This window comes from Listeria cossartiae subsp. cayugensis, assembly GCF_014229095.1.
GTDB classification, from domain to species: domain Bacteria; phylum Bacillota; class Bacilli; order Lactobacillales; family Listeriaceae; genus Listeria; species Listeria cayugensis.
Genome location: NZ_JAARZC010000005.1, coordinates 68,639 through 90,686 on the forward strand (window position 1 = coordinate 68,639; position 22,048 = coordinate 90,686).

General features: G+C 37.4%; 23 protein-coding genes and 1 riboswitch. Of the genes, 20 read left to right on the forward strand and 3 right to left on the reverse strand.

Translation table 11 applies throughout. The features are described from left to right. Positions 1–10 precede the first annotated feature (10 nt). The 11 genes from rodA (at position 11) to HCB49_RS13245 (ending at position 8,627) form a co-directional block, all read left to right on the forward strand. The gene (gene rodA / locus HCB49_RS13195) at positions 11–1,186 is read left to right on the forward strand and encodes a rod shape-determining protein RodA (protein ID WP_185530270.1); all 1,176 of its coding nucleotides are present in this window, start codon (positions 11–13) and stop codon (positions 1,184–1,186) included. Between the two features lie 156 nt (positions 1,187–1,342). Then, complete coding sequence (locus HCB49_RS13200; protein WP_185397077.1) at positions 1,343–1,696, forward strand: arsenate reductase family protein; 354 nt, start codon at positions 1,343–1,345, stop codon at positions 1,694–1,696. A 40-nt stretch (positions 1,697–1,736) separates the two neighbouring features. After that, complete coding sequence (gene gcvH, locus HCB49_RS13205) at positions 1,737–2,114, forward strand: glycine cleavage system protein GcvH (protein WP_185605210.1); 378 nt, start codon at positions 1,737–1,739, stop codon at positions 2,112–2,114. A 136-nt stretch (positions 2,115–2,250) separates the two neighbouring features. Next, positions 2,251–2,478: a thioredoxin family protein gene (locus tag HCB49_RS13210; RefSeq protein WP_260448802.1), complete on the forward strand. Its 228-nt coding sequence runs from the start codon at positions 2,251–2,253 to the stop codon at positions 2,476–2,478. 196 nt (positions 2,479–2,674) lie between these two features. Beyond that, positions 2,675–3,550: a cation diffusion facilitator family transporter gene (locus HCB49_RS13215; RefSeq protein WP_185481072.1), complete on the forward strand. Its 876-nt coding sequence runs from the start codon at positions 2,675–2,677 to the stop codon at positions 3,548–3,550. Between the two features lie 74 nt (positions 3,551–3,624). Then, complete coding sequence (gene cesR, locus HCB49_RS13220) at positions 3,625–4,320, forward strand: response regulator CesR (protein ID WP_185481179.1); 696 nt, start codon at positions 3,625–3,627, stop codon at positions 4,318–4,320. Beyond that, positions 4,310–5,452, forward strand: coding sequence for a histidine kinase CesK (gene cesK, locus HCB49_RS13225; protein WP_185481071.1), 1,143 nt, complete (start codon positions 4,310–4,312; stop codon positions 5,450–5,452). Before cesR ends, cesK begins: the two co-directional genes overlap by 11 nt. Before the next feature lie 78 nt (positions 5,453–5,530). Then, positions 5,531–5,719, forward strand: coding sequence for a hypothetical protein (locus HCB49_RS13230; RefSeq protein WP_185530268.1), 189 nt, complete (start codon positions 5,531–5,533; stop codon positions 5,717–5,719). A gap of 108 nt (positions 5,720–5,827) precedes the next feature. Next, positions 5,828–5,946, forward strand: a riboswitch (SAM riboswitch). Between the two features lie 89 nt (positions 5,947–6,035). Next, the gene (locus tag HCB49_RS13235) at positions 6,036–7,058 is read left to right on the forward strand and encodes a methionine ABC transporter ATP-binding protein (protein ID WP_185605211.1); all 1,023 of its coding nucleotides are present in this window, start codon (positions 6,036–6,038) and stop codon (positions 7,056–7,058) included. Further along, entirely contained in the window at positions 7,055–7,729 is a 675-nt protein-coding gene (locus HCB49_RS13240) for a methionine ABC transporter permease (RefSeq protein WP_185399445.1), read from the forward strand. Before HCB49_RS13235 ends, HCB49_RS13240 begins: the two co-directional genes overlap by 4 nt. Positions 7,730–7,793: 64 nt before the next feature. Then, a complete protein-coding gene (locus HCB49_RS13245) occupies positions 7,794–8,627 on the forward strand; it encodes a MetQ/NlpA family ABC transporter substrate-binding protein (RefSeq protein ID WP_185481068.1) in 834 nt (277 codons plus the stop codon). A gap of 43 nt (positions 8,628–8,670) precedes the next feature. Here the strand turns inward: HCB49_RS13245 and HCB49_RS13250 are convergent, their stop codons facing one another. Then, on the reverse strand, positions 8,671–9,747 hold the full coding sequence (locus HCB49_RS13250) for an Lmo2079 family surface lipoprotein (protein ID WP_185605212.1): 1,077 nt from the start codon (positions 9,745–9,747) through the stop codon (positions 8,671–8,673). Between the two features lie 340 nt (positions 9,748–10,087). Here HCB49_RS13250 and sufC point away from each other — a divergent pair, with 340 nt between their 5' ends. The 9 genes from sufC to HCB49_RS13300 all read left to right on the forward strand — a co-directional run bounded on the left by sufC (position 10,088) and on the right by HCB49_RS13300 (position 20,684). Beyond that, a complete protein-coding gene (sufC, locus tag HCB49_RS13255) occupies positions 10,088–10,873 on the forward strand; it encodes a Fe-S cluster assembly ATPase SufC (protein ID WP_185392278.1) in 786 nt (261 codons plus the stop codon). A gap of 18 nt (positions 10,874–10,891) precedes the next feature. After that, the gene (sufD, locus tag HCB49_RS13260; protein WP_185605213.1) at positions 10,892–12,193 is read left to right on the forward strand and encodes a Fe-S cluster assembly protein SufD; all 1,302 of its coding nucleotides are present in this window, start codon (positions 10,892–10,894) and stop codon (positions 12,191–12,193) included. Continuing rightward, positions 12,194–13,420, forward strand: a complete 1,227-nt coding sequence (locus tag HCB49_RS13265; RefSeq protein WP_185605214.1) for a cysteine desulfurase — start codon at positions 12,194–12,196, stop codon at positions 13,418–13,420. Beyond that, a complete protein-coding gene (gene sufU / locus HCB49_RS13270; RefSeq protein ID WP_003722439.1) occupies positions 13,417–13,860 on the forward strand; it encodes a Fe-S cluster assembly sulfur transfer protein SufU in 444 nt (147 codons plus the stop codon). The genes HCB49_RS13265 and sufU overlap by 4 nt, the downstream gene beginning before the upstream one ends. A gap of 22 nt (positions 13,861–13,882) precedes the next feature. Next, on the forward strand, positions 13,883–15,277 hold the full coding sequence (sufB, locus tag HCB49_RS13275; RefSeq protein ID WP_003739681.1) for a Fe-S cluster assembly protein SufB: 1,395 nt from the start codon (positions 13,883–13,885) through the stop codon (positions 15,275–15,277). 1,166 nt (positions 15,278–16,443) lie between these two features. Beyond that, entirely contained in the window at positions 16,444–16,725 is a 282-nt protein-coding gene (locus HCB49_RS13285; RefSeq protein ID WP_070212816.1) for a hypothetical protein, read from the forward strand. Continuing rightward, entirely contained in the window at positions 16,712–17,704 is a 993-nt protein-coding gene (locus HCB49_RS13290; protein WP_185577024.1) for a reverse transcriptase family protein, read from the forward strand. The genes HCB49_RS13285 and HCB49_RS13290 overlap by 14 nt, the downstream gene beginning before the upstream one ends. Before the next feature lie 48 nt (positions 17,705–17,752). Then, the gene (locus HCB49_RS13295) at positions 17,753–19,060 is read left to right on the forward strand and encodes a hypothetical protein (RefSeq protein ID WP_185577026.1); all 1,308 of its coding nucleotides are present in this window, start codon (positions 17,753–17,755) and stop codon (positions 19,058–19,060) included. Between the two features lie 781 nt (positions 19,061–19,841). Beyond that, positions 19,842–20,684, forward strand: a complete 843-nt coding sequence (locus tag HCB49_RS13300) for a DUF72 domain-containing protein (protein ID WP_185481063.1) — start codon at positions 19,842–19,844, stop codon at positions 20,682–20,684. A 33-nt stretch (positions 20,685–20,717) separates the two neighbouring features. On the opposite strand, the gene HCB49_RS13305 is transcribed toward HCB49_RS13300, so the two are convergent. Both HCB49_RS13305 and HCB49_RS13310 read right to left on the reverse strand, forming a co-directional pair. Continuing rightward, on the reverse strand, positions 20,718–21,083 hold the full coding sequence (locus HCB49_RS13305; protein WP_003722429.1) for a DUF1634 domain-containing protein: 366 nt from the start codon (positions 21,081–21,083) through the stop codon (positions 20,718–20,720). Beyond that, a complete protein-coding gene (locus tag HCB49_RS13310) occupies positions 21,084–21,923 on the reverse strand; it encodes a sulfite exporter TauE/SafE family protein (protein WP_008948654.1) in 840 nt (279 codons plus the stop codon). Between the last annotated feature and the right edge of the window lie 125 nt (positions 21,924–22,048).

The following is a 22,048-nucleotide window of genomic DNA, read 5'->3' on the forward strand; positions in this document are numbered from 1 at the left end:
TAATTAAATAATGAATCAACAAAATAAACTAGCTGGACGCATTGATTACGGGATTGTTTTATCGATGATGTTACTTATGATAATCAGTTTGGTGTCCATTTATAGTGCGCAATTAACAAATAATCAATACGACGCAAACTTTGTTGTTAAGCAAGGTATGTGGTTCGTGGTTTCGACCTTTGCGATTATTGTCGTGATGCAACTAGATTATGACCGGCTTACGAAATGGGCTTATTACTTTTATGGACTAGGTCTATTTTTACTTGTATTTGTGTTGCTTTTTGGGAAGGAAGTAAAAGGTGCGAAAAGCTGGATTGTTATTCCGTTTTTAGGGAACATTCAGCCATCTGAGGTTGTAAAAGTTATCTTAATTGTCGTTCTAGCGAAAGTGATTTGGGATCATAACCGGACGTACAAGGTTCATAATTTGAAAATGGATGCTTGGTTACTACTAAAAATTGGCGTATTTACATTAATTCCGCTTATTCTTATTATGTTGCAACCCGATTTAGGGACGGCGCTAGTATTTATTGCAATTATGTCGGGAATGATTCTTATTTCCGGGATTACTTGGAAAATCATCGTGCCGCTGTTTGGTTCGATTGCGGCGATTGGGACGGCGCTGATTTGGATGGTTATTTATCATCAAAATTGGCTGACGAGTCTTGGTTTCAAACCGTATCAATTTGAGCGGATTACGACGTGGATTAACCCGGAAAATGACCCTCAAGGCGGGGGCTATCAAGTGCTGCGAGCGATGACGGCAATTGGTTCCGGACAGATTTCTGGAAACGGTGCGGGATATGACGCGATTGCGATTCCAGAAAATCATAATGACTTTATCTTTACCATTGTAGCCGGTGATTATGGCTTTATCGGCGCTAGTATTTTACTGGCAATTTATTTCTTGCTCATTTACCAAATTATTCGTGTCGCGCTTGACGTGGCTGTACCGTTTTATTCTTATATTTGTACGGGTGTTGTAATGATGCTGATGTTCCACGTACTGGAAAATGTCGGGATGAATATTGGTTTGCTCCCGATTACTGGTATCCCGCTTCCGTTTATTAGTTACGGTGGTAGTGCCTTGCTCGGGAATATGATGGCAGTCGGGCTCGTACTCGGGATAAGGTTTAACTTTAAGAAATCAATGTTTGAAGTAAAACAAGAAAATCAAGTATCATAAAAGTAAAAATACAGAAGTCGATAATGGCTTTTGTATTTTTTGGAAGTTGAGTGAATGCGCTTTCAAACTCTCTGCTTTTTTCTAAGTGTTGCCATTTGTACTTTCCGAAAAAATGCACTATGATAGTAATAGAATGCAATCGGAGGGAGAGACAAAATGATTAATTTTTATTGGTATCCAAAATGTAGCACCTGTAAGAAAGCAAAAGCATGGCTTGAGAATGAAAACGTTGATTTTAAAGAAGTAGACATTAAGACTGAAACCCCGACTGCCGCAGAATTACAACAATGGCATGAAGCTAGTGGGCTTCCAATCCGTCGTTTCTTTAACACTAGTGGTATTAAATACCGTGAACTAGGACTGAAAGACAAACTCGATACACTTTCACCGGAGGAAGCTTATGAATTACTTGCTTCAGATGGTATGTTAATCAAACGACCATTAACAACGAATGGCAAAGAAGTAACGCTTGGTTTTAAAGAAGACGATTTTGAAGCAACTTGGAAATAGTCAATATAGATAATTGCACGAAAAAGGAGGAGTTTTGAAAATGAGTTTACCAAAAGACTTATTGTACACAGAAGAACATGAATGGGTGAAAGCGGACGATGGTAGTTATGTTATTGGGATTACTGACTTTGCTCAAGATCAATTAGGGGATATCGTGTTTGTTGAATTGCCAGAAGTTGGCGATACTGTAGCAAAAGGCGACTCGATTGGGAGCATTGAATCTGTAAAAACAGTATCTGATTTTTACGCACCAGTAACTGGTAAAGTAGTTGCTGTTAATGAAATGTTAGAAGATGAACCAGAATTAATTAATAGTAATCCATACGATACAGGCTGGATTTTAAAACTTGAAGAAGTGGAAGAAGCGGACGTAACGGCTCTTTTATCAAGTGATGATTACGAAAAAGTATTAGATTAATTTTAGGAGGCCGGCTTGGGATAACCGAAGCTGGCTTTTTTGATAGGAGGCGTTTTTTCTGGAAATTTGGGAAAAAGAGACTTTAAGCACAGCGCAAAAAAATGGCGCGGACTTTGTCGTTTTCTTTTTTACGCCGATGTGTGGTAGCTGCCAGATAGCAAGTCGATTGGTAGACGTGGTTTTGGAGGCGGATGGGATAAATCATGAAGTTGCAAAAGTTGATTTAAATTACGTGCCTGAAATTGCGCAAGCCCTTGAAATCACTTCTGTCCCGGCGCTAGTAAAATTCAAGGACGGTCAGCCAGCAGATTTGAGCTATCAATTACACGATGCAACCGCTATTTTTGAATTCCTGTATAGTTAAGTAATACAGGGATTTTTTCTGTGTTAAAATTTGCCCTAGCGCAAAAAAGTTTCGCCCCCGATATAGACCTGTATTTAGCTAAAAACATTGCTATAGACACAATTCTGCTGCTTGTGGTAAGATGTTCAAGTTGTTAAATTACGTGTTTTATAAAGAGAGATTTTTAGTGAAACATAATATATCGGAGGCTTTTTCTATGAACCATTCTAATCTTACTATTTTATCTGTGTGTAGTAATTTTGTAATTGTTGTACTTAAATTGATTGTCGGCTTTTTTACAGGTTCGGTGGCAGTGATTTCTGAGGGGATTCACTCGTCAATGGACTTATTTGCGTCAATCATCACTTTCTTCTCGATTCGGATTTCTAATCAACCGGCCGATGAAGATCATCCATATGGACATGGAAAAGCAGAAAATATTGCGGGAACAATTGAAACGTTACTTATTTTTGTGGCGGGGATTTGGATTATTGTTGAATCGGTTAATAAACTTGTAAATCCACACGAAATCCGTTTTCCAGCGCTTGGTATTATGGTAATGCTATTTGGGGCGATTGTGAATATTATTGTGTCACGTGTCATCAAAAAAGCCGCAGATGAAGCGAATTCGGTTGCGATGAAATCGAACGCATTACATTTGTATACAGACGTTTTCACTTCGCTTGGTATTGCGCTTAGTTTGTTCCTTGTATACATAACTGGCTGGCTTTGGCTAGATCCGGTCATTGCGATTTTAACGGCGTTTTACATCATGTACGAGGCATATAAACTATTAAAAGAGTCTTTCCCACCATTAATGGACAAACGTTTATCAGCGGACGAAGAAGAGGCTATTAAGCAAATTATTTTAACGCATAAAACAAAATTTATTGAATTTCATGATTTTCGTTCGAGACGAGCTGGCGCAGAGGAATATATTGACTTTCATTTAGTCGTATCTTCCACGATGACAATTGAAAGTGCGCATTCGCTTTGTGATGAAATTGAGGCGGAGATTATGAATTTTTACTCGAAGGCGGAAGTTCTAATCCACTTAGAGCCAGAAGAAGAACGCGTTTTTACTAGAGTTTGACATAAGCTCTTTCTATTCGATTTGTTGCTAAAGTGTTACAATAGGTAGAAATAAGAATGGAAAGGACAATGAGTATGACAACCTCTATTTTAATTGCGGATGATGATAAAGAAATTGTTGATTTAGTAAAATTATATTTGCAAAATGAAGGATATACGATTTATCAAGCGTACGATGGTGCGGAAGTATGGCGTATAGTGCAAGAAAAACAGCCAACTTTAGTGATATTAGATATAATGATGCCTGAAATGAACGGCTTAGAAGTATGCCGATTAATGAGAGATAATGGTATTTTGACGCCGATTTTAATGCTGAGCGCAAAAGCAGAAGATAACGATAAAATTATGGGGCTATTAACAGGAGCGGATGATTATATGGTCAAACCGTTCAACCCATTAGAGCTTTCTGTACGCGTAAAAGCGATTCTAAGACGAATGCAGCAAATGAGCCAAGCGGAGCCTGTTAGCCAAGATAAAGTGGTCATTGGGCCTATCGTGGTCGACCGCGGACTGCACGTAGTAACCGTTAGCGGCAAAGAACTGCACTTGACAACTTCTGAGTTTGATATTTTATTTTTATTAGCAAGTGAACCTGGTCGCGTCTTTAGTTCCGAATATATTTTCGAGAAAATTTGGCAAGAGAAGGCACTTGGAGCAAGTAAAACGGTCATGGTTCATATTAGTAATTTGCGCGATAAATTGCGAGAGGCGATGGGCGGCGAAAATGTGATTAAGACCATTTGGGGAGTAGGGTACAAAATTGAAATCTAAACTGGAAATGTTGTTTACGAAAATTAGTCATGTGATGAATATTTGGCAGGCGACTTTTTTTGCAGTTATTTCTTGGGTTTTGGCTTTGCTTACTATTCAAACTATCTATTTATGGAGCATTTCTATTCGTGATGATTCCTTGTTTTTACGAGAAGTATCACAAGCCATCGTGCAATTATTTGGAACGAATAAATATACGCGAATCATGCAATCTTTTTGGATGCTATCTCTGAAATTTTTGATTATCTTTTTGATCGCTTGTTTATTCTTTTCCTTTTTCTATCGTTTCATGCGCCAAAGAATCTTGAAAAAACAATTACGGACAATCAATTTTGCGCTAAATGACGGGAAACCGGTCGATACCGAGAGCTTTGTGCCGGAAATCCAAGAATTGGAACGCAACATTGAAAATATGCGGGAACGGCAGAAAAAATTAATGCAGCAAGAGGAACAAGCGCAACAAGCTAGGAATGACTTAATTACGAATGTTTCCCATGATTTGCGGACGCCGCTTACTTCGATTTTAGGGTATTTAAGTTATATTCACGAAGATCGTTATCGCGATGAAATTGAGCTACGTTATTATACCGAGCTTGTTTACGGGAAAGCACGCCATTTGCATAAATTGATTGATGATTTATTTTCTTATACGCGGCTTGATAGCGTAGAATACCGATTGAAGAAAGATGAGCTGGATATTGTTGAATTGCTCCGACAATTAGTCGCGGAATATGACGGACGAGCGGCGGAACGCAATATGCAAATCGTCGAACATTTTGATGCCAATAAATTAATTATCGGCGGCGATGGTAACCAAATTATGCGCTTGTTTGAGAATTTATTTTCAAACGCGCTTAGATACGGAGAAGGCAATAAACAAATTGATGTCAGCGCTAAAAAAGAAGATAATATGGCGGTTATTCGCGTGACAAACTACGGCGAAGAAATTCCGAACGTCGATTTACCTTACTTGTTCGAACGTTTTTATAAAGTAGATAAAAATCGGACGACAACAGGAACAGGCTTAGGGCTTGCGATTGCTAAATCTATCGTTGAAAAACACGGCGGAATTGTTACCGCAGAAAGCAAAAACCGCAAAACCAGTTTTATCGTCAAATTGCCGCTGATTTAATCTTTAACAATTCTTAAATGTTTCTTTCCTCGTGATTTATGTTCTTTCGGTAGAATATAAATCACGGAGGAGAGGAAAATGAAAAAACATATTGTTTTAATTGTTGTTGCTTGCATCACGGTGATTGCGGTATTTATGTACATAGTTCAAGTGAATAATAGCGAATTAAAATATCAAAATAGGGCCCAAATCAAAATAGCCTCTCAAATGGCTAGTGAAGATGAAATGGGAAATAGTTGTATAGTTAGTGAAATAACTTACAAATAAATCAATATAAGTGAAAAAGTTATTGACAAAGTTTACTAGACAAGGTAATATGAAAAAACAAGAAACGTCACTATAGTCACAAATGAAGTGATTTAATAATATGTAGAAATCTTATCCAGAGTGGTGGAGGGAAATGCCCTATGAAACCCAGCAACCTAAACAGTAATTCATTATGTGTTTAAGGTGCTAAGTCATGCAGAACAGCGAATTGTTCTGAAAGATGAGAAGGAAGCTAGTCCATTTGAAAAAATGCTGCCTTTCTGCTCATCAGCAGAGAGGCTTTTTTGTATATCAGAATGTAGAAAAGGTGATAGAGATGATTACGTTACAGAACGTTGTAAAAGAATATGCGTCTAGAAACAACAAAGTTCTCGCAGTCGACCATGTTGATTTAGAAATTGAACAAGGCGAGATTTTTGGTGTAGTTGGTTATTCCGGAGCTGGTAAGAGTACGCTGATTCGGATGTTTAATGGACTGGAATTACCAACAGAAGGATCTGTTGAAGTCGATAATTTACTGATTAGTCAAATTCGCGGCGGGAAACTCAGAAAAGCGCGTCAACAAATCGGGATGATTTTCCAACATTTTAATTTATTATGGTCGCGAACAGTCGCAGAAAATATCGCATTCCCGTTAGAAATTGCCGGTGTACGCGGTGAAAAAAGACGTTTTCGTGTAAATGAACTCATCCGTCTTGTTGGCTTGGAAGGTAAAGAAAACGCCTATCCAGCGGAACTAAGCGGTGGTCAAAAACAACGGGTCGGCATTGCAAGAGCACTTGCCAATAACCCAAAAGTGTTGCTTTGTGATGAAGCAACGTCCGCACTCGATCCACAAACAACCGATGAAGTGTTAGAACTCCTCCTAGATATCAATAAACGCCTCAACTTAACAATCATCGTTATCACCCATGAAATGCATGTGATCCGAAAAATTTGTAATCGCGTCGCAGTAATGGAAAACGGAAAAGTTGTCGAACTTGGCGACGTATTAGATGTTTTCCGCCACCCCCAAGAAAAAGTAACACAGCGCTTTGTTCGCCAAGTTACTGACTCAGACGAAACCGAAGAACTCATCCACTTACTCCTAGATAATTACTCCGAAGGCAAAATCGTCAAACTACTCTTTATGAGCGAAAATGCCACCCAACCAGTCATATCCCAAGTAGCAAAAGAAAATGATGTGTTGCTAAATGTCCTTCACGGCAACTTAACGCAAACACAAAACGGCGCATACGGAACGCTTTACGTACAGATTTTAGGTACAGATGATGCGATAAATGCGAGTCTAACACAACTACGTCAACTTAAAGTAGAAACGGAAGTGTTAGAACGATGACTAAATTACAAGAATTATTCCCAAATGTTGATTTTCAAATGATGTGGGTCGCGACCCAAGAAACGCTTTATATGACGCTAACTTCATTGTTTGCAGTCTTCTTACTAGGGATTGTACTAGGCTTACTACTATTTTTAACAAACAACAAAAAACATGCCGGAGCGCGCATTCTTTACTGGATTACAGCAATCTTAGTTAATGTGTTCCGCTCCATACCATTTATTATTTTAATCGTACTACTTTTACCGATGACAAAATCGCTTGTCGGCACAGTAATTGGACCAAAAGCAGCACTGCCAGCTTTAATTATCTCGGCTGCTCCGTTTTATGGCCGAATGGTAGAAATTGCCTTTCGTGAAGTAGATAAAGGGGTTATCGAGGCAGCAAAATCGATGGGTGCCAACATGTTTACTATTATCGGTAAAGTGCTTATCCCAGAAGCTTTGCCAGCGATTATTTCTGGTATTACAGTGACAGCAATTTCACTCGTGGGTTTCACCGCGATGGCAGGTGTCATTGGTGCTGGTGGCCTCGGAAATGCGGCGTATCTAGAAGGGTTCCAACGCGGACAACCTGATGTAACCGTACTTGCGACCATTATTATCTTAATTATCGTCTTTATTTTCCAGTTTATCGGCGACTTCCTGACAAAACGAACCGACAAACGCTAACCAATGTATATGAAGAAATTTATATAAAAAAACGCGGAATCCCCGCAAAAAAGGAGAGAATTTCATGAAAAAGGTTCTTGGTTTCATTTTTACATTAAGTTTAGTTTTAGTACTTACAGCTTGCGGCAGCTCCTCAGATAAAGCTTCATCTAGCAAAGAAGACGATAACAAATTGGTAGTGGGAGCTTCGAATACACCACATGCCCAAATTTTAGAACAAGCAAAACCGATTTTGAAAGAAAAAGGAATTGACTTGAAAATTGTTAAATATACAGATTACGTTATGCCTAATAAAGCCCTAGACGAAGGCGATTTAGATGCTAACTACTTCCAACATAAACCATATCTTGAACTAGAAGAAAAAGACAAAGGCTACAAATTTGCGGACGTTGGAGCAATTCACATCGAACCAATGGGCCTTTATTCTAAAAAAGTAAAAAACATTAAAGACTTAAAAGACGGCGCGCAAGTATTACTTTCTAACTCGAAATCTGACTGGCCGCGTGTTATCGGTATTTTTGTGGACAACGGACTTTTAACATTGAAAGATGGCGTGAAACCACAAGATGCAACATTTGATGATATTAAAGACAATCCGAAAAACTTGAAATTCAAATATGACTTTGACCCAGCTTACTTAATGACTGCTTACAATAACGAAGAAGGGGATGTTGTAGCTATCAACTCAAACTTTGTTGTAGACCAAGGCTTAAACCCTTCTAAAGATGCAATTGCAATCGAAAGTAAAGATTCTCCATATGCGAATATCGTTGTAACTACCGAGAAGAAAAAAGACGATAAAAACATTAAAGAGCTAGTAAAAGTACTACACTCTAAAGAAATTCAAGATTACATTACGAAAGAATGGGACGGCGCAGTTGTTCCAGTTGATAAATAAATAGAAAAAAATCCTTTTACCACTACGGTAAAAGGATTTTTTTTTATTGTTTGCTGCTTAAATATAATTTTAGTCCATCAGAAATGGCTTTATCTAATTCTTTTTTGGAAACAATGTCTTTACCTTCTGGCATTGCAGGAACTTTTTCATAGTCGAGCATATCAACCGTTGTTGTGAAGTTCATTAAATCGTTTGCTTTAGTATCTTCAAATTTAGTAGTGATAGTGGCTTTGCTGAAACCTTTTTTGCTGTCAGGTGTTAAGGTTAGATTGAAATCCAAAGTTTGTGCTTCATTGTCTGTTAGTTCTTTCAAAGCTGTTTGGACGCTCTTTTGCGCCGCATTCCATTTTTTCTGTGCTGCTTTTTGGGTACTTCCATCAATTTCTGAAATGAGTGCGATAATATTTCCGTTATCATTAAGTTCTGTGAAAACGGCATTGATTAAGTCGCTGATTTCATTTTTAGATAATTTTAGAACGACATCACCGTTGTCTTTAGAGGTGAAATGCTGATCGTCGAGATTGTTTAGATAACTGTAAATCGCAATACCAGCATCTTCTTCAATTTTCTTCAATTCTTGTGCTTGGCGGTCTACGGTTTCGGTATCAATCGTTTGATTAGAAAAGTTTTGAATTGTTTCGAATAAATTTAAGTATTTTGGTTCTAAGTCTTTGTTTTGTTTAAGCACTTGATTGAAAATTTTCGCTGCTGATTCTGGCAGCATATTCGAGATGCTTTCAGAATCGTCATAGATATCCGATACAGGGATATAAGCTTTGCCGTCGTCACTATTTTGTAATGCGTGTACCGTTAAGTCAAGCGGCTGTTCGCCTTTCCAGTGGACGGTGTATGCACTATACGAAGAGGCGGAATCACTATCAACGGAAATTTTATATTGAATGTTTGAGTTTTTTAGTTGGTTTAAGTCGATTTCAGGTCCAAGTTGTTCTACATAACCTTCAGAAAGGTCGTTCACTTGGAAAGTTACGTTCGTTGTATATTGTCGGTTTTCAGCTGTTTTTTGTAAGGCAGCAGTGAAGTCGGACTTAGGGGAGCTACACCCGGATAAAGTGGCTAAAAGCAATACAAAGATGGTCGCAGCCATTATTGCTTTCTTCATATTTTAAATTCTCCTTCAATAATTAATCATTTGTTACAAAAAAGTTATTATGTTGCAATTTTGTTACGTTACAACAATACCATATATAAATAAGATATACAATCCCTTTTTTATGGTGAAAAAGCCCTTTCTTTTATTGGTATAGTGCGTTGTATCGTTTAGGTTGTCAATTCTCAAATAAAATAGAAATAATGATAATGCGAGAAAACTGGAAAAAAACGCTTATTAATAGTAGAATGAAGGGGAGAATGCGAAGAATACTGGTTTTTATAGTTGTAATCAGATTAGAATTATACTAAACTAGGATTATGCAAATTTTACACTAGGGAGGACTTTTTTTATGGCAACTTTAAAGATTCAAGATTTACATGTTGAAATAGAAGGAAAAGAAATTTTGAAGGGCGTTAACCTGGAAATTTCAACTGGCGAAATCCATGCTATCATGGGACCAAACGGAACAGGTAAATCTACGTTGTCCTCAGCTATTATGGGGCATCCAAAATATGAAGTAACACAAGGAACAATCACGCTTGACGGGGAAGATGTACTCGAAATGGAAGTAGACGAACGCGCTCGTGCTGGTCTTTTCTTAGCGATGCAATATCCAAGTGAAATTAGTGGTGTTACAAATGCTGAATTCATTCGTGCAGCCATCAACAGCCGTCGCGAAGAAGGTGACGAAATTCCAGTTATGCAATTTATTCGTAAATTAGATGCAAAAATGGAAATTTTAGATATGGATGAAGAAATGGCAGAACGTTATTTAAATGAAGGATTTTCAGGCGGAGAGAAAAAACGTAATGAAATCTTGCAATTATTAATGATTGAGCCAAAATTAGCGATTTTAGATGAAATTGACTCCGGTCTTGATATCGATGCGCTTAAAGTTGTTTCTAAAGGTGTAAATGAAATGCGCGGCGAAGGCTTTGGCTGCTTAATCATTACCCATTACCAACGTTTACTGAACTACATTACGCCTGACTTTGTTCACGTAATGATGCAAGGTAAAGTAGTGAAAGAGGGCGGACCTGAGCTTGCGAAACGTTTAGAAGCAGAAGGTTACGACTGGATTAAACAAGAGCTTGGCATCGAACTTGAGGAAGAAGAAGCAGTAGACCAACAATAAGGAAGTGAGGTTAAAATCATGGCACAAAATATGACAATTAAAGATGATTTTATCCACGCTTTTTCAAGTAATGCGAACGAACCGGATTGGTTTTTAGAAATCCGTCGCAATGCTTTTAAAGCTTACGGGGAACTGGACTTGCCTTTTGTGGATAAAACAAAAATTACTCGCTGGAATTTCACGAAGTTTGAGACGTTTATACCTTTTAAAGAGGGCGTAACGAATGAAACTTTACCGGAAAAAGTAGCGAATTTAGTTGATTTAGATAATAAAGAAGCCAATTTTTACGTTCAAATGGATGAAAGACCTGCGAGACTTCAGTTGCAACAAGAACTAGTTAACCAAGGCGTTATTTTCACAGATATTATTTCAGCTGTGAAAAACCATCCTGAACTTGTGAAAAAATACTTCATGAAAGATGCAGTACAAGTGAACGAACACAAATTGACTGCTTTTCATGCGGCTTTAGTGAACGGTGGAATTTTCCTTTATGTTCCTAAAAATGTTGAAGTGAAAGCACCAATTCAAGCTGTTTTCGTTCAAGACAAAGCGGAATCTCCACTAGTTAACCACGTGTTGCTAGTAGCGGATGATAATAGCTCTGTCACTTATGTGGAAAACTATGTAACGGTCGATAACAAGCCTAAAGGAATTGTTAGCATTGTCGAAGAAGTCATCGCTGAGAAAAATGCGCGCATTACTTTTGGTGGTGTAGACAATCTTGCGAGTGATGTTACGACATATGTGAACCGTCGTGGACACATTGGAACTGATAGCCAAATTGAGTGGGCACTTGGCCTAATGAACGATGGTGATACAATTAATGAGAACGTAACAAACCTAATGGGAGATGGTTCTTCTGCTGATGTGAAAACGGTGACTGTTGGTCGTGGTAAGCAAACGCAAAACGTCACAACACGCGTGACACATTACGGTAAAGCTTCAAACGGTACAATTTTATCTCATGGTGTTATGAAAGAGAGAGCGACAACTATTTTTAACGGAATTGGTCACATTAAACATGGCGCTTCTAAGTCAGATGCACAACAAGAGTCACGTGTACTCATGCTTAGTCCTGAAGCGCGCGGCGATGCGAATCCAATTTTATTAATTGATGAAAATGACGTAGTAGCAGGACATGCGGCTTCTGTTGGACGCGTTGATCCGTTACAATTATTCTATTTGATGAGTCGCGGGATTTCTCAAAAAGAAGCAGAAAGACTAGTTATTCATGGCTTCTTAGATCCTGTTGTTCGTCAGTTACCAATCGAAAGCGTAAAAACGATGCTTCGTGAAGTAATCGAAGGGAAAGTGCGTTAAATGATTGATATCCAAAAAATTCGGGCGGATTTTCCAATTTTAGATCAAGAAATAAATGAAAAACCGCTAGCTTATTTAGATAATGCTGCTACTTCACAAAAGCCAAAACAAGTTATCGAAGCATTAACACATTACTATGAGTTTGATAATGCGAATGTTCACCGCGGCGTGCATACACTTGCGGCAAGAGCGACGGATGCTTATGAATCAGCTCGAGGTAAAGTAGCCAAGTTTATTCATGCGCGTGAAGTAGCAGAAATTATTTTCACAAGAGGTACTACTTCGGCGATTAATTTAGTTGTTGATAGTTACGGTGAAGCAAATATTGAAGCTGGTGATGAAATTGTTATTTCTTATTTAGAGCATCATTCGAATTTGATTCCGTGGCAGCAACTAGCTAAACGTAAAGGCGCGGTTTTGAAATATATCGAACTAGAAGAAGATGGAACGATTTCTGTCGAGCAAGCGAAAAAAACGATTGGCGAGAAAACGAAAATCGTTGCGCTAGCTCATGTTTCTAATGTGCTCGGGACTATCACGCCAATTAAAGAAATCGCAGCATTAGCTCATAAATTTGGAGCAGTGATTCTCGTTGACGGTGCACAAGCTGTACCGCACATGGAAGTCAATGTAGTAGATTTAGATGCTGACTTTTATGCTTTTTCAGGGCACAAAATGATGGCTCCTACTGGCATTGGCGCCTTGTATGGTAAACGTGAATTGCTTGATGCGATGGAACCTACCGAATTTGGCGGAGAAATGATTGATTTTGTTGAATTATACGATTCGACTTGGAAAGAACTACCTTGGAAATTTGAAGCCGGAACACCGATTATTGGCGGAGCGATTGCGCTAGGTGCGGCGATTGATTACTTGGCAGAAGTCGGACTCGACAATATTCACGCACATGAACAAGCATTAGCCAGCTACGCGATAGAAGAAATGAGCAAAATAGAAGGCATTACCATTTATGGACCAAAAGACGCGAGTAAACGATGTGGCTTAGTGACTTTCAATTTAGAAGGCGCACACCCACACGATATTGCGACTATTTTGGACGAAGATGGAATTGCAATTCGAGCTGGTCATCACTGTGCACAACCGTTGATGAAGTGGCTCGACGTTTCTTCCACAGCTCGCGCAAGCTTTTATATTTATAATACAAAAGAAGAAATTGATGCGCTTATAGATGGCCTCAAGTTAACAAAGGAGTATTTTGGATTATGACAAGCCGGAAATTAGATCAGCTTTATAGACAAGTCATTATGGATCACTATAAAAATCCGCGCAATAATGGAGAGCTCCCAGATAGCGATGTAACAATCGATCTCAACAACCCAACATGCGGTGACCAAATTCATCTTCATTTAAAAATGGATGGTGACAAAATCGTTGCGGCAAAATTCACTGGTAGCGGCTGTTCGATTTCGATGGCCTCTGCTTCAATGATGACGCAAAGCATTATCGGGAAAACCGAGAAAGAAGCACTTAAAATGTCCCGCGAATTTTCAGAAATGGTGCAAGGTCACGACCATGAAACTATTGATGAGTACGGCGACGTTGAGGCGCTTGCTGGAGTTGCGAAATTCCCAGCAAGAATCAAATGTGCGACCCTTTCTTGGAAAGCAATGGAGAGAGCGATTTTTGAAAAAGAAGGAACAAAATAAGTAGCGAAAAGGAGGATACGACATGACTGAAATTCCAGAAATTGGCGAATACCAATATGGATTCCATGACAAAGATACCTCTGTGTTCCGTACAGAACGCGGATTAACAGAAAAAGTAGTAAGAGAAATTTCGAATATTAAAGAAGAACCAGAATGGATGCTAGAATTCCGTTTGAAGTCTTTAGAGCAATTTTATAAAATGCCAATGCCGACTTGGGGTGGCGACCTGTCAGAACTGAAGTTTGAAGACATCACTTACTACGTGAAACCGTCCGAACAAACCGTACGTTCTTGGGATGAAGTTCCGGAAGAAATTAAGCGTACTTTTGACAAACTGGGTATCCCTGAAGCTGAACAAAAATATTTAGCTGGGGCATCTGCGCAGTATGAATCCGAAGTAGTTTATCACAATATGAAGCAAGACCTAGAAGATTTAGGAATTGTCTTCAAAGATACTGATTCCGCGTTAAAAGAAAACGAAGATATTTTCAAAGAATACTTCGCGAAAGTAATTCCACCAAGCGACAACAAATTCGCAGCATTAAACTCGGCTGTTTGGTCCGGTGGCTCGTTCATCTACGTACCACCAGGCGTCAAAGTCGATACGCCGCTTCAAGCTTATTTCCGCATCAACTCGGAAAACATGGGTCAATTTGAACGGACATTAATTATCGTCGACGAAAATGCCAGCGTAAACTACGTGGAAGGCTGTACGGCTCCTGTTTATACAACGAATTCTCTTCACTCAGCTGTCGTAGAAATTATTGTAAAACCAGGCGCTTACTGCCGTTACACAACTATCCAAAACTGGGCAAATAACGTTTATAACCTAGTAACGAAACGTACTTTCTGTGAAGAAAATGCGACAATGGAATGGATTGACGGTAACATTGGTTCGAAATTAACAATGAAATACCCAGCAGTACATTTACGAGGCGAAGGAGCACGTGGAACAACGCTTTCTATCGCGATTGCTGGTAAAGGCCAACGTCAAGATGCTGGAGCGAAAATGATGCACTATGCGCCGAATACGTCCTCTACAATTGTATCGAAGTCGATTTCGAAACAAGGCGGAAACGTAACATACCGCGGAATTGTCCATTTTGGCCGTAATGCAGACGGCGCACGTTCGAATATCGAATGTGATACGCTAATTATGGATAACCTTTCCACATCTGACACAATCCCATACAACGAAATCCTAAACAGCAACATCTCATTAGAGCACGAAGCTAAGGTTTCCAAAGTATCCGAGGAACAACTTTTCTATCTAATGAGCCGTGGTTTAAGCGAAGAAGAAGCGACAGAAATGATCGTTATGGGCTTCATTGAACCATTCACGAAAGAATTACCAATGGAATATGCCGTTGAGATGAACCGTTTGATTAAGTTTGAAATGGAAGGCAGTATAGGATAAATTTGTTATAGAAGCTAAAACCCTTGATATATAAGGGCTTTAGCTTTTTTCTTTTACCTTGATATTAGAAATGACCAGCTTTTTTACTGATTAGCCCTCATATCAGCAAACTCTGGATCAGTTTTCTTAGGTGCGTTGTTTGTAATATGTGCATAGATGTCTAATGTCACTTTACTATTTTCATGTCCTAATCGTTGTTGAACTGCTTTATCAGTAACTATGGTCAATTGCCCCATAAAGGCTATCTAACGACTGGAAATGATGGTACTGCAAAAGGATTACCTATTATGCTGATGAGACTATTCCATGTGATAGGCAAGCCATATTAGAAGCAATAGAACATCTGAAAGCAATAAAGCAATTAGCATATCTGTTCGGTGGAAGGGGGAAAGGGATAATACTGGGCTTAGAAGAGCCACTAGAAGCAGAGTACGCTCTTACTCTAATTGATGGACAATCAACTCAAGCTAATCATATTTTTGGCAGAATTATACAAGGAATTGAATGAATAGAGTAGAGAAGCCTCCTCGTTGTTATTTGACAGTACTAAGGGTACCCTTTAATTGAGCTACACGGGCGCACTTGGGGTACTCTTTTTTGACGTTTGTAAAAGGTTAATAAAAATTTCGAAATATGAAACGAAATCAGAGGGATAATTCTCTATACAAAAGGATTTGTTGGATTCATATATGTAGTGGTTAAAAAATAGCTTTTGGCTAAAAATCCTTAAAAAGTACTACATATTTGTGGGAGTTATTGCAACTGAAAAAGATATACAAATATTTCATATAGTATAAAAGAAAACGCTATATTGATTGTTTTTTACCATTGTGATATTATTAACTTAGAATAATTACCTAGAGTTCCCTGCAAATAAATTTGCTATTATACAAAACAATAGCGGTATGAAAAAGCCCCAACATGTTCTATTGACGTCAAAATTTGTTTTGATTGCATGATTATTCATATCTTAACCATAGTATGAGTATAGGATGTCACGAATTTGTATTGCATCACTCAGTGAGAAGCAGGGGATTTAATCAAGCTAATAAAAGTTATTAGCTAAGTGAGAGTGAAGCGTTAACGAGACTGTTTAACTTCTAAATCTATAATTATAACGCAGGGGAGGGTCTTAGTGACCTAAATAATTATAGGAGGTAAATGTCATGAGCAAAAACAAGCAAGTGTCTAAAATTGTTCTGGTTAAACAGTGGCTTAAACAAAGGACATATAAAAATGGAACTTTGAGCTTTTTCAATTGTCTCAAACTTATTGCAAATATTCTAGGCATCATTGGTGCTTTCAAAGTCGCAATAATGGTTTTAGGATTCGTTCTAGGCGTTCTGTATAAAGTCTTGCCTTTTCTAATTGAAGTGTGCAACTTCTTAGAAAACTTGGCTTCATCTCTTTCTTATAAAGGAAGGAGATTTTTTTATGGATTTTACTAAATCAAAGCTTTATGGTGTATCAAATAAAAAATACCTGTCAGAATTACTGCAGTTGGAGTTGAAAACTTTAAAAAATGTTGATAATTATTATGAAGTGAAGCCATTCTTCAAGGAAGTAAACGGAAAAAACAGAGAGCTGTACAATCCTTCAGAAGCTCACAAAAGAGCACTCAAAAACATTGTTAAAAAGTTGAGTTATATTGGTTTCCCAAATTATGTATGCGGGGGTATTCCTCTTGTTGGTTATGTGGACAACGCTAGTAGACATTTGGAGAAAGAATATTTGCTATTGCTAGATATCACAAATTTTTTCCCTAGTACTAAGGATTCTTATGTTTATGATTTTTTTCATAATACAATGTCTCAGTCAGAGGATATAGCAAAAATTTTAACTAATTTGACGACTGTAAAAAAAGATGGAGAGCGTTTTTTACCACAAGGTTTTTCAACAAGTCCTATGCTAAGTTTTCTATCTTATCATCAAATGTATGAAGAGTTAGATAAATTTTCAAAAAGTAATAATTTTACATTCTCTGCTTATTATGATGATTTTACATTCTCTTCTGATAAGTTTATTCATACTAATAAGCGTAGGGAAGCAATTGCAATAATAGAAAAATATGGTTTAAAAGTCAACAAGAAAAAAACAAGATTAACAATTTGTAATCATACACGAATTACTGGCGTAATTATTCATGAGAATACTAAAAAAGCTCCTAAAAAACTTAATAAAAAGATGTATGATTACTATCGATTGTTGCTTGAAATGGATAAAGCTCCAAGTAATTTTATTCAAGATGAGTTTATTGATACTTGTAATAGACTTCAAGGATGCATAGCGGCGATACAAGCTATAGAAAAGGAAAGAAATATGGAACATTATAAGAATACATTGCGTTATATAAGGACTAAATTTGATGTTCCTGTAGAAAAGAAAAAGAAACATTTATACTTTAAAAATATGCAAATAAACAATTAAAAGAATGTACTAAGAAATCAAGTTCTTATAATTTTATGGGAGGAATAAATGTCTAAAAAATTATTTAAATGGCTAGTAGTTATCATATTTTTCATGTTTTTCCTTTTTTTTATTACGAATGCGCAAACAGTAATAGATGCTATAATATTATTTAATTTGGATATAACCTCAGAAAATCTTTTTTTGTTATGTTTAATATTTTTTATAGAAATCTGCGTATTCTTAATAATTTATGATCTTTTGATACTTGAAAGTTATTCTTTTATCAGTTTTAGAATAGAGAAATTAGGCAGACTTTTAATAACGAAGAAGAATGTTGAGTTAGCTCTGTTTACGATAAGAGTGAACTACAATATAGCGAGAGTTTTTAAATTTTTAAGATTAGGGTGGCTTAGATATGACAATCCAAATTTAAGCTCGGTATGGGTAGGAATATCAAAATCAACTCTATTTCCAAAAATATTCGTTATTATCAGAGCTATGATATGTTTACCCGTAATGTTAGCGATAGTTCTCACGCTATTCACATTAAATATAATCAATTTAGACTGGGTATATAGTCAGTGGGAATATCTTTTTGGATTTCTAAAAAAAGCTTTCACAATAAAAATTAATTTTGGAGATATTTTTTCTAAATTGCCTGCAGTTGTTGCACTACTAACAATAGTACCTGTCTTATTCTTTTTCTATTTTCATAGTCAAAAAAGAGAAGTTCGAAAAATTATTGATAGAAAAAACAATGAGTTATTCGAGATTGTTGTGATCAAGCATAATGAGCTATCAAAACTTATTTCAAAATCTATTTATACTATTTCTGAAAATTTAGACTATGTAATTAATTGTCAATCATTGATAGTAGATTTAATTTTAAACAAAAAGATAAAAAATATGCACGAGCTGAAAGATGGATATTATCTTGCAAATAGAAATGTTGAAGCTTATCTTTTTAAGGAGATACCGGGAATTCTAAAAATAGCTGAGGTAATTGTAGAACTCACAAGTGAAGAATTAGATTATTTTACGAGACTTTTTTCTATGAAAAAATATGAAATTTGGCATTTTTATTGGGAATTTGGCAATTGTAAGACCTCTGAAAAACTAAATAGATTATTTCTTACTAAACAAGGGATGAACGAAATGATCTCAGAAGTTAGAGAGTTAACTTTTGAGATTTCAAAGGAGGAATTGACAACATATGAAAACAAACAACAAGCTATTTTGTCATATAATATCTATGATGCTCTAGAAACTCTATACTCTCTAAAAAGATATAATGAATCATTAAAGCGATATTTAACTTCTTCAAAGACAGAAAAAACATTAATGAAAACTTTGGCTAAAGAGAAACAAAATTGATATTAAAGTTTGGCAAGGATAAGAGAAGATTTGTCGGAATTATAACAATGGATTACATAAGTTAATCACTTTAGTACTACTAGTGTTATTCAATGATAAGTACATAGATATGTGCTGGCATAGGAATATGTAAATTATAAAATGGAGGATAAAAGTGAATTGTTTTTTTAAAAGCAATATTGATACAGTGATAGTTTGCTTGACCACATTTTTTTAGCTGGTCAAAATTCTATCTATTTTATATTTGTTCCCAATAACACATCAAAATTGACCAGATTTTGACCACCCTAATTTGATAATCATTGATAAATAGTGACTCATTGAACTACTATTAATCACCTTAATTGTCTAGTTTGACAATGAATGACGCTGGTTGAGAATCCTATTCCAGTATGGAAGGCTTGATTGATATAACTAAAATCCCATTCAACTACAGGTTTGTGGTTGAATGGGATTTTGTTTACATTTAATTTCCGCTGTTTTTCTTTCAATTTAAAAAGCCAGCAATAAAATAAGATAGTATAGAAATAGAAAATCCGCCCATTAAAGATATATCTGATCTACCAAAAGGTTTCCTATCAGTAAAGATTGAACCGATTAAGAGCGTTCCCAAAAAAGCTGAAGTTATTATAATAAGTCTTTTCATCTGTTTTCTTCTTCTTTTTAATTAAAATACAAAAAATAAAATATCCAAGCCAAAACGAGGACCAAATTAAAGGCTTCTCCCTCCTTTTTGCGTTATAATAAACATAAATCATAACGATAGAGAGGGTGGCGGTTGATGGTTACAATCGGATTAACTGGGTGGAGTGATCATGATTCTTTATTACAAACAAAAAAATTAACTTTGGCTGATTATGCGGCACATTTTCCTGTGGTGGAGGTTGATACGAGTTTTTATGCGATTCCTTCTCCGCGGACAACTGCAAACTGGGCGGCGCAAACTCCGGATGATTTTCGGTTTGTAATTAAGGCATTTTCGGCGATGACGAAACACAAGGAATGGTCGCAGTATTTTGATAGTGAAAATGCTATGTATACGGCTTATATGGATATGATTGCGCCGATAAGTGAAACGGGAAAACTACAGGCGATTTTATTTCAATTTCCGCCGTATTTTAATTGTACGAAAGAAAATGTGACTTATTTAAAATATATTGCGTCGAAAATGGGCGATTTGCCAGTGGCGGTTGAATTTCGCCATAATTCTTGGTATAACGAGCAAAATACGGAAAAAACGCTGGATTTACTGCGCGAGCTAGGTCTTATTCATACAGTTGTTGACGAGCCGCAAGTTGGGGCGGGGAGTGTGCCGATTGTGCTTCGCGAGACGAATAGTGATATGACATTAGTAAGGCTTCACGGTCGAAATCAGTATGGCTGGATGAAAGCTAACAGTCCTGAGTGGCGTGAGGTTCGCACGCTTTACCGTTACAATGAAGAGGAGATTAATGAATGGGCTAAATACGTGGAACATTTGCAAAAGTTGTCCAAAGAAGTTGTCGTGATTTTTAATAATAACAGCGGCGGGGATGCGGCTGATAATGCGAAACATTTACAAAAGGCACTCCAAGTCGAGTTTCAAGGTTTGGCTCCGATGCAAATGGATTTATTTTCTGAATAAAAAAAGATGGCGCATCGCTAGCGCCATCTTTTTTTATGCTTTTATCCCAATTAAAAAGCTAATAACTAAAATAATCAATACAATCCCAGTTATCCCAACGTACAAATAATCTTTTTCCTTCAAAAAAGTAAATAACGATACAACGACACGAAGGACGGGCGTTAAAATTAAGCAAAAGAGGCCAAACATCATAATCGCGTATGGTTTAAGCGTTCCTAGCCCGCTGAAAATCGCCGTAAGTGAGGTCGGATAAGTTTCCCCAGGGTAGCCACTTTCGCCGGTGATAAATAGCATAACAAGTCCGAAAACGATAATGATTGCACTGAGGACAACACCGATTCGTAACAGTGCGCTAACAATTAGCTCGACGCGGTACATTTCTTCTTTTTTCTCTGCCATTTAAATCCACCCCAATCCTTCTAAAATCATTTGGAAGGCAACATATAAAATGACGGGAATAAAAATAATCCGAATAACTTTGCTTTTTAAACGTTGCATGATGCGTGTTCCAAGTGTTGCGCCAACAAGAACGCCAATCGCAACTGGAGCAGCAATAGCAGGTTGAATGTCACCTTGGAAAAGGTACACGGTAGCACTGGCAGCCGCGGTTACGCCCATCATTAAATTACTCGTCGCGCTACTTACTTTAAGCGGCATTTTCATAAAGACATCGAGTGCCATGACTTTAAACGCACCACTACCGATTCCAAGTAAGCCACTCGCGATTCCGGCGCCATACATCACACCAAAACCAGCGGGGACGTTTGCAACTTGATAGTCAACGTTTTGCCGTAAAGATTTATCGTAATAAGAATCATGTAAGTTTAGTTTTGTAGCGAGCGGGTCTGGTTTCACATTAGTAGGAAATTCTGTACCGACCTTTTTAATCATGTTGAAAGCAGAATAAAGAAGTAAAAGTCCGAAGATGATGTAGAGTGCCGTGGCCGAGAGCAGTCCGCTGACGAAAGCTCCGGTGATTGCACCGATTGTTGTGGCGATTTCGAGAAACATACCAACGCGCAAGTTCGTAATGCCGTCTTTGATATAAGCAATTGCGGAGCCACTACTTGTTGCGATTACGGAAATAATACTCGCTCCAATCGCATACTGAATATCAATCCCGAAAATAAGCGTCAAGGCAGGCGTCACGATAATTCCGCCACCAAGACCGAGCAAAGAGCCTACAACCCCTGCAAAAACAGAGATTAGAAGAATTTCGACTGTTTGCGTAATATCCAAAAAAATCACATCCCTTTTAAAACAATATATCCTATCATAACATAAAATGAAAAGGGAACAATTCATCCAGTCCTAGTGCGTGTAAAAAAAGTTATTTTAAGCTACAATAGTTATAAGTGAGGAGT

Bases quoted from the DNA above. Each gene is read 5' to 3' on its own strand.
- HCB49_RS13295 (WP_185577026.1), top strand. From the start codon at position 17,753: ATGTCTAAAAAATTATTTAAATGGCTAGTAGTTATCATATTTTTCATG.
- sufB (WP_003739681.1), top strand. From the start codon at position 13,883: ATGACTGAAATTCCAGAAATTGGCGAATACCAATATGGATTCCATGAC.
- gcvH (WP_185605210.1), top strand. From the start codon at position 1,737: ATGAGTTTACCAAAAGACTTATTGTACACAGAAGAACATGAATGGGTG.
- HCB49_RS13265 (WP_185605214.1), top strand. From the start codon at position 12,194: ATGATTGATATCCAAAAAATTCGGGCGGATTTTCCAATTTTAGATCAA.
- HCB49_RS13300 (WP_185481063.1), top strand. From the start codon at position 19,842: ATGGTTACAATCGGATTAACTGGGTGGAGTGATCATGATTCTTTATTA.
- HCB49_RS13215 (WP_185481072.1), top strand. From the start codon at position 2,675: ATGAACCATTCTAATCTTACTATTTTATCTGTGTGTAGTAATTTTGTA.
- HCB49_RS13245 (WP_185481068.1), top strand. From the start codon at position 7,794: ATGAAAAAGGTTCTTGGTTTCATTTTTACATTAAGTTTAGTTTTAGTA.
- HCB49_RS13240 (WP_185399445.1), top strand. From the start codon at position 7,055: ATGACTAAATTACAAGAATTATTCCCAAATGTTGATTTTCAAATGATG.
- HCB49_RS13290 (WP_185577024.1), top strand. From the start codon at position 16,712: ATGGATTTTACTAAATCAAAGCTTTATGGTGTATCAAATAAAAAATAC.
- HCB49_RS13285 (WP_070212816.1), top strand. From the start codon at position 16,444: ATGAGCAAAAACAAGCAAGTGTCTAAAATTGTTCTGGTTAAACAGTGG.
- cesR (WP_185481179.1), top strand. From the start codon at position 3,625: ATGACAACCTCTATTTTAATTGCGGATGATGATAAAGAAATTGTTGAT.
- HCB49_RS13305 (WP_003722429.1), bottom strand. From the start codon at position 21,083: ATGGCAGAGAAAAAAGAAGAAATGTACCGCGTCGAGCTAATTGTTAGC.
- sufU (WP_003722439.1), top strand. From the start codon at position 13,417: ATGACAAGCCGGAAATTAGATCAGCTTTATAGACAAGTCATTATGGAT.
- HCB49_RS13210 (WP_260448802.1), top strand. From the start codon at position 2,251: ATGTGTGGTAGCTGCCAGATAGCAAGTCGATTGGTAGACGTGGTTTTG.
- HCB49_RS13235 (WP_185605211.1), top strand. From the start codon at position 6,036: ATGATTACGTTACAGAACGTTGTAAAAGAATATGCGTCTAGAAACAAC.
- HCB49_RS13200 (WP_185397077.1), top strand. From the start codon at position 1,343: ATGATTAATTTTTATTGGTATCCAAAATGTAGCACCTGTAAGAAAGCA.
- HCB49_RS13230 (WP_185530268.1), top strand. From the start codon at position 5,531: ATGAAAAAACATATTGTTTTAATTGTTGTTGCTTGCATCACGGTGATT.
- rodA (WP_185530270.1), top strand. From the start codon at position 11: ATGAATCAACAAAATAAACTAGCTGGACGCATTGATTACGGGATTGTT.
- sufD (WP_185605213.1), top strand. From the start codon at position 10,892: ATGGCACAAAATATGACAATTAAAGATGATTTTATCCACGCTTTTTCA.
- HCB49_RS13250 (WP_185605212.1), bottom strand. From the start codon at position 9,747: ATGAAGAAAGCAATAATGGCTGCGACCATCTTTGTATTGCTTTTAGCC.
- sufC (WP_185392278.1), top strand. From the start codon at position 10,088: ATGGCAACTTTAAAGATTCAAGATTTACATGTTGAAATAGAAGGAAAA.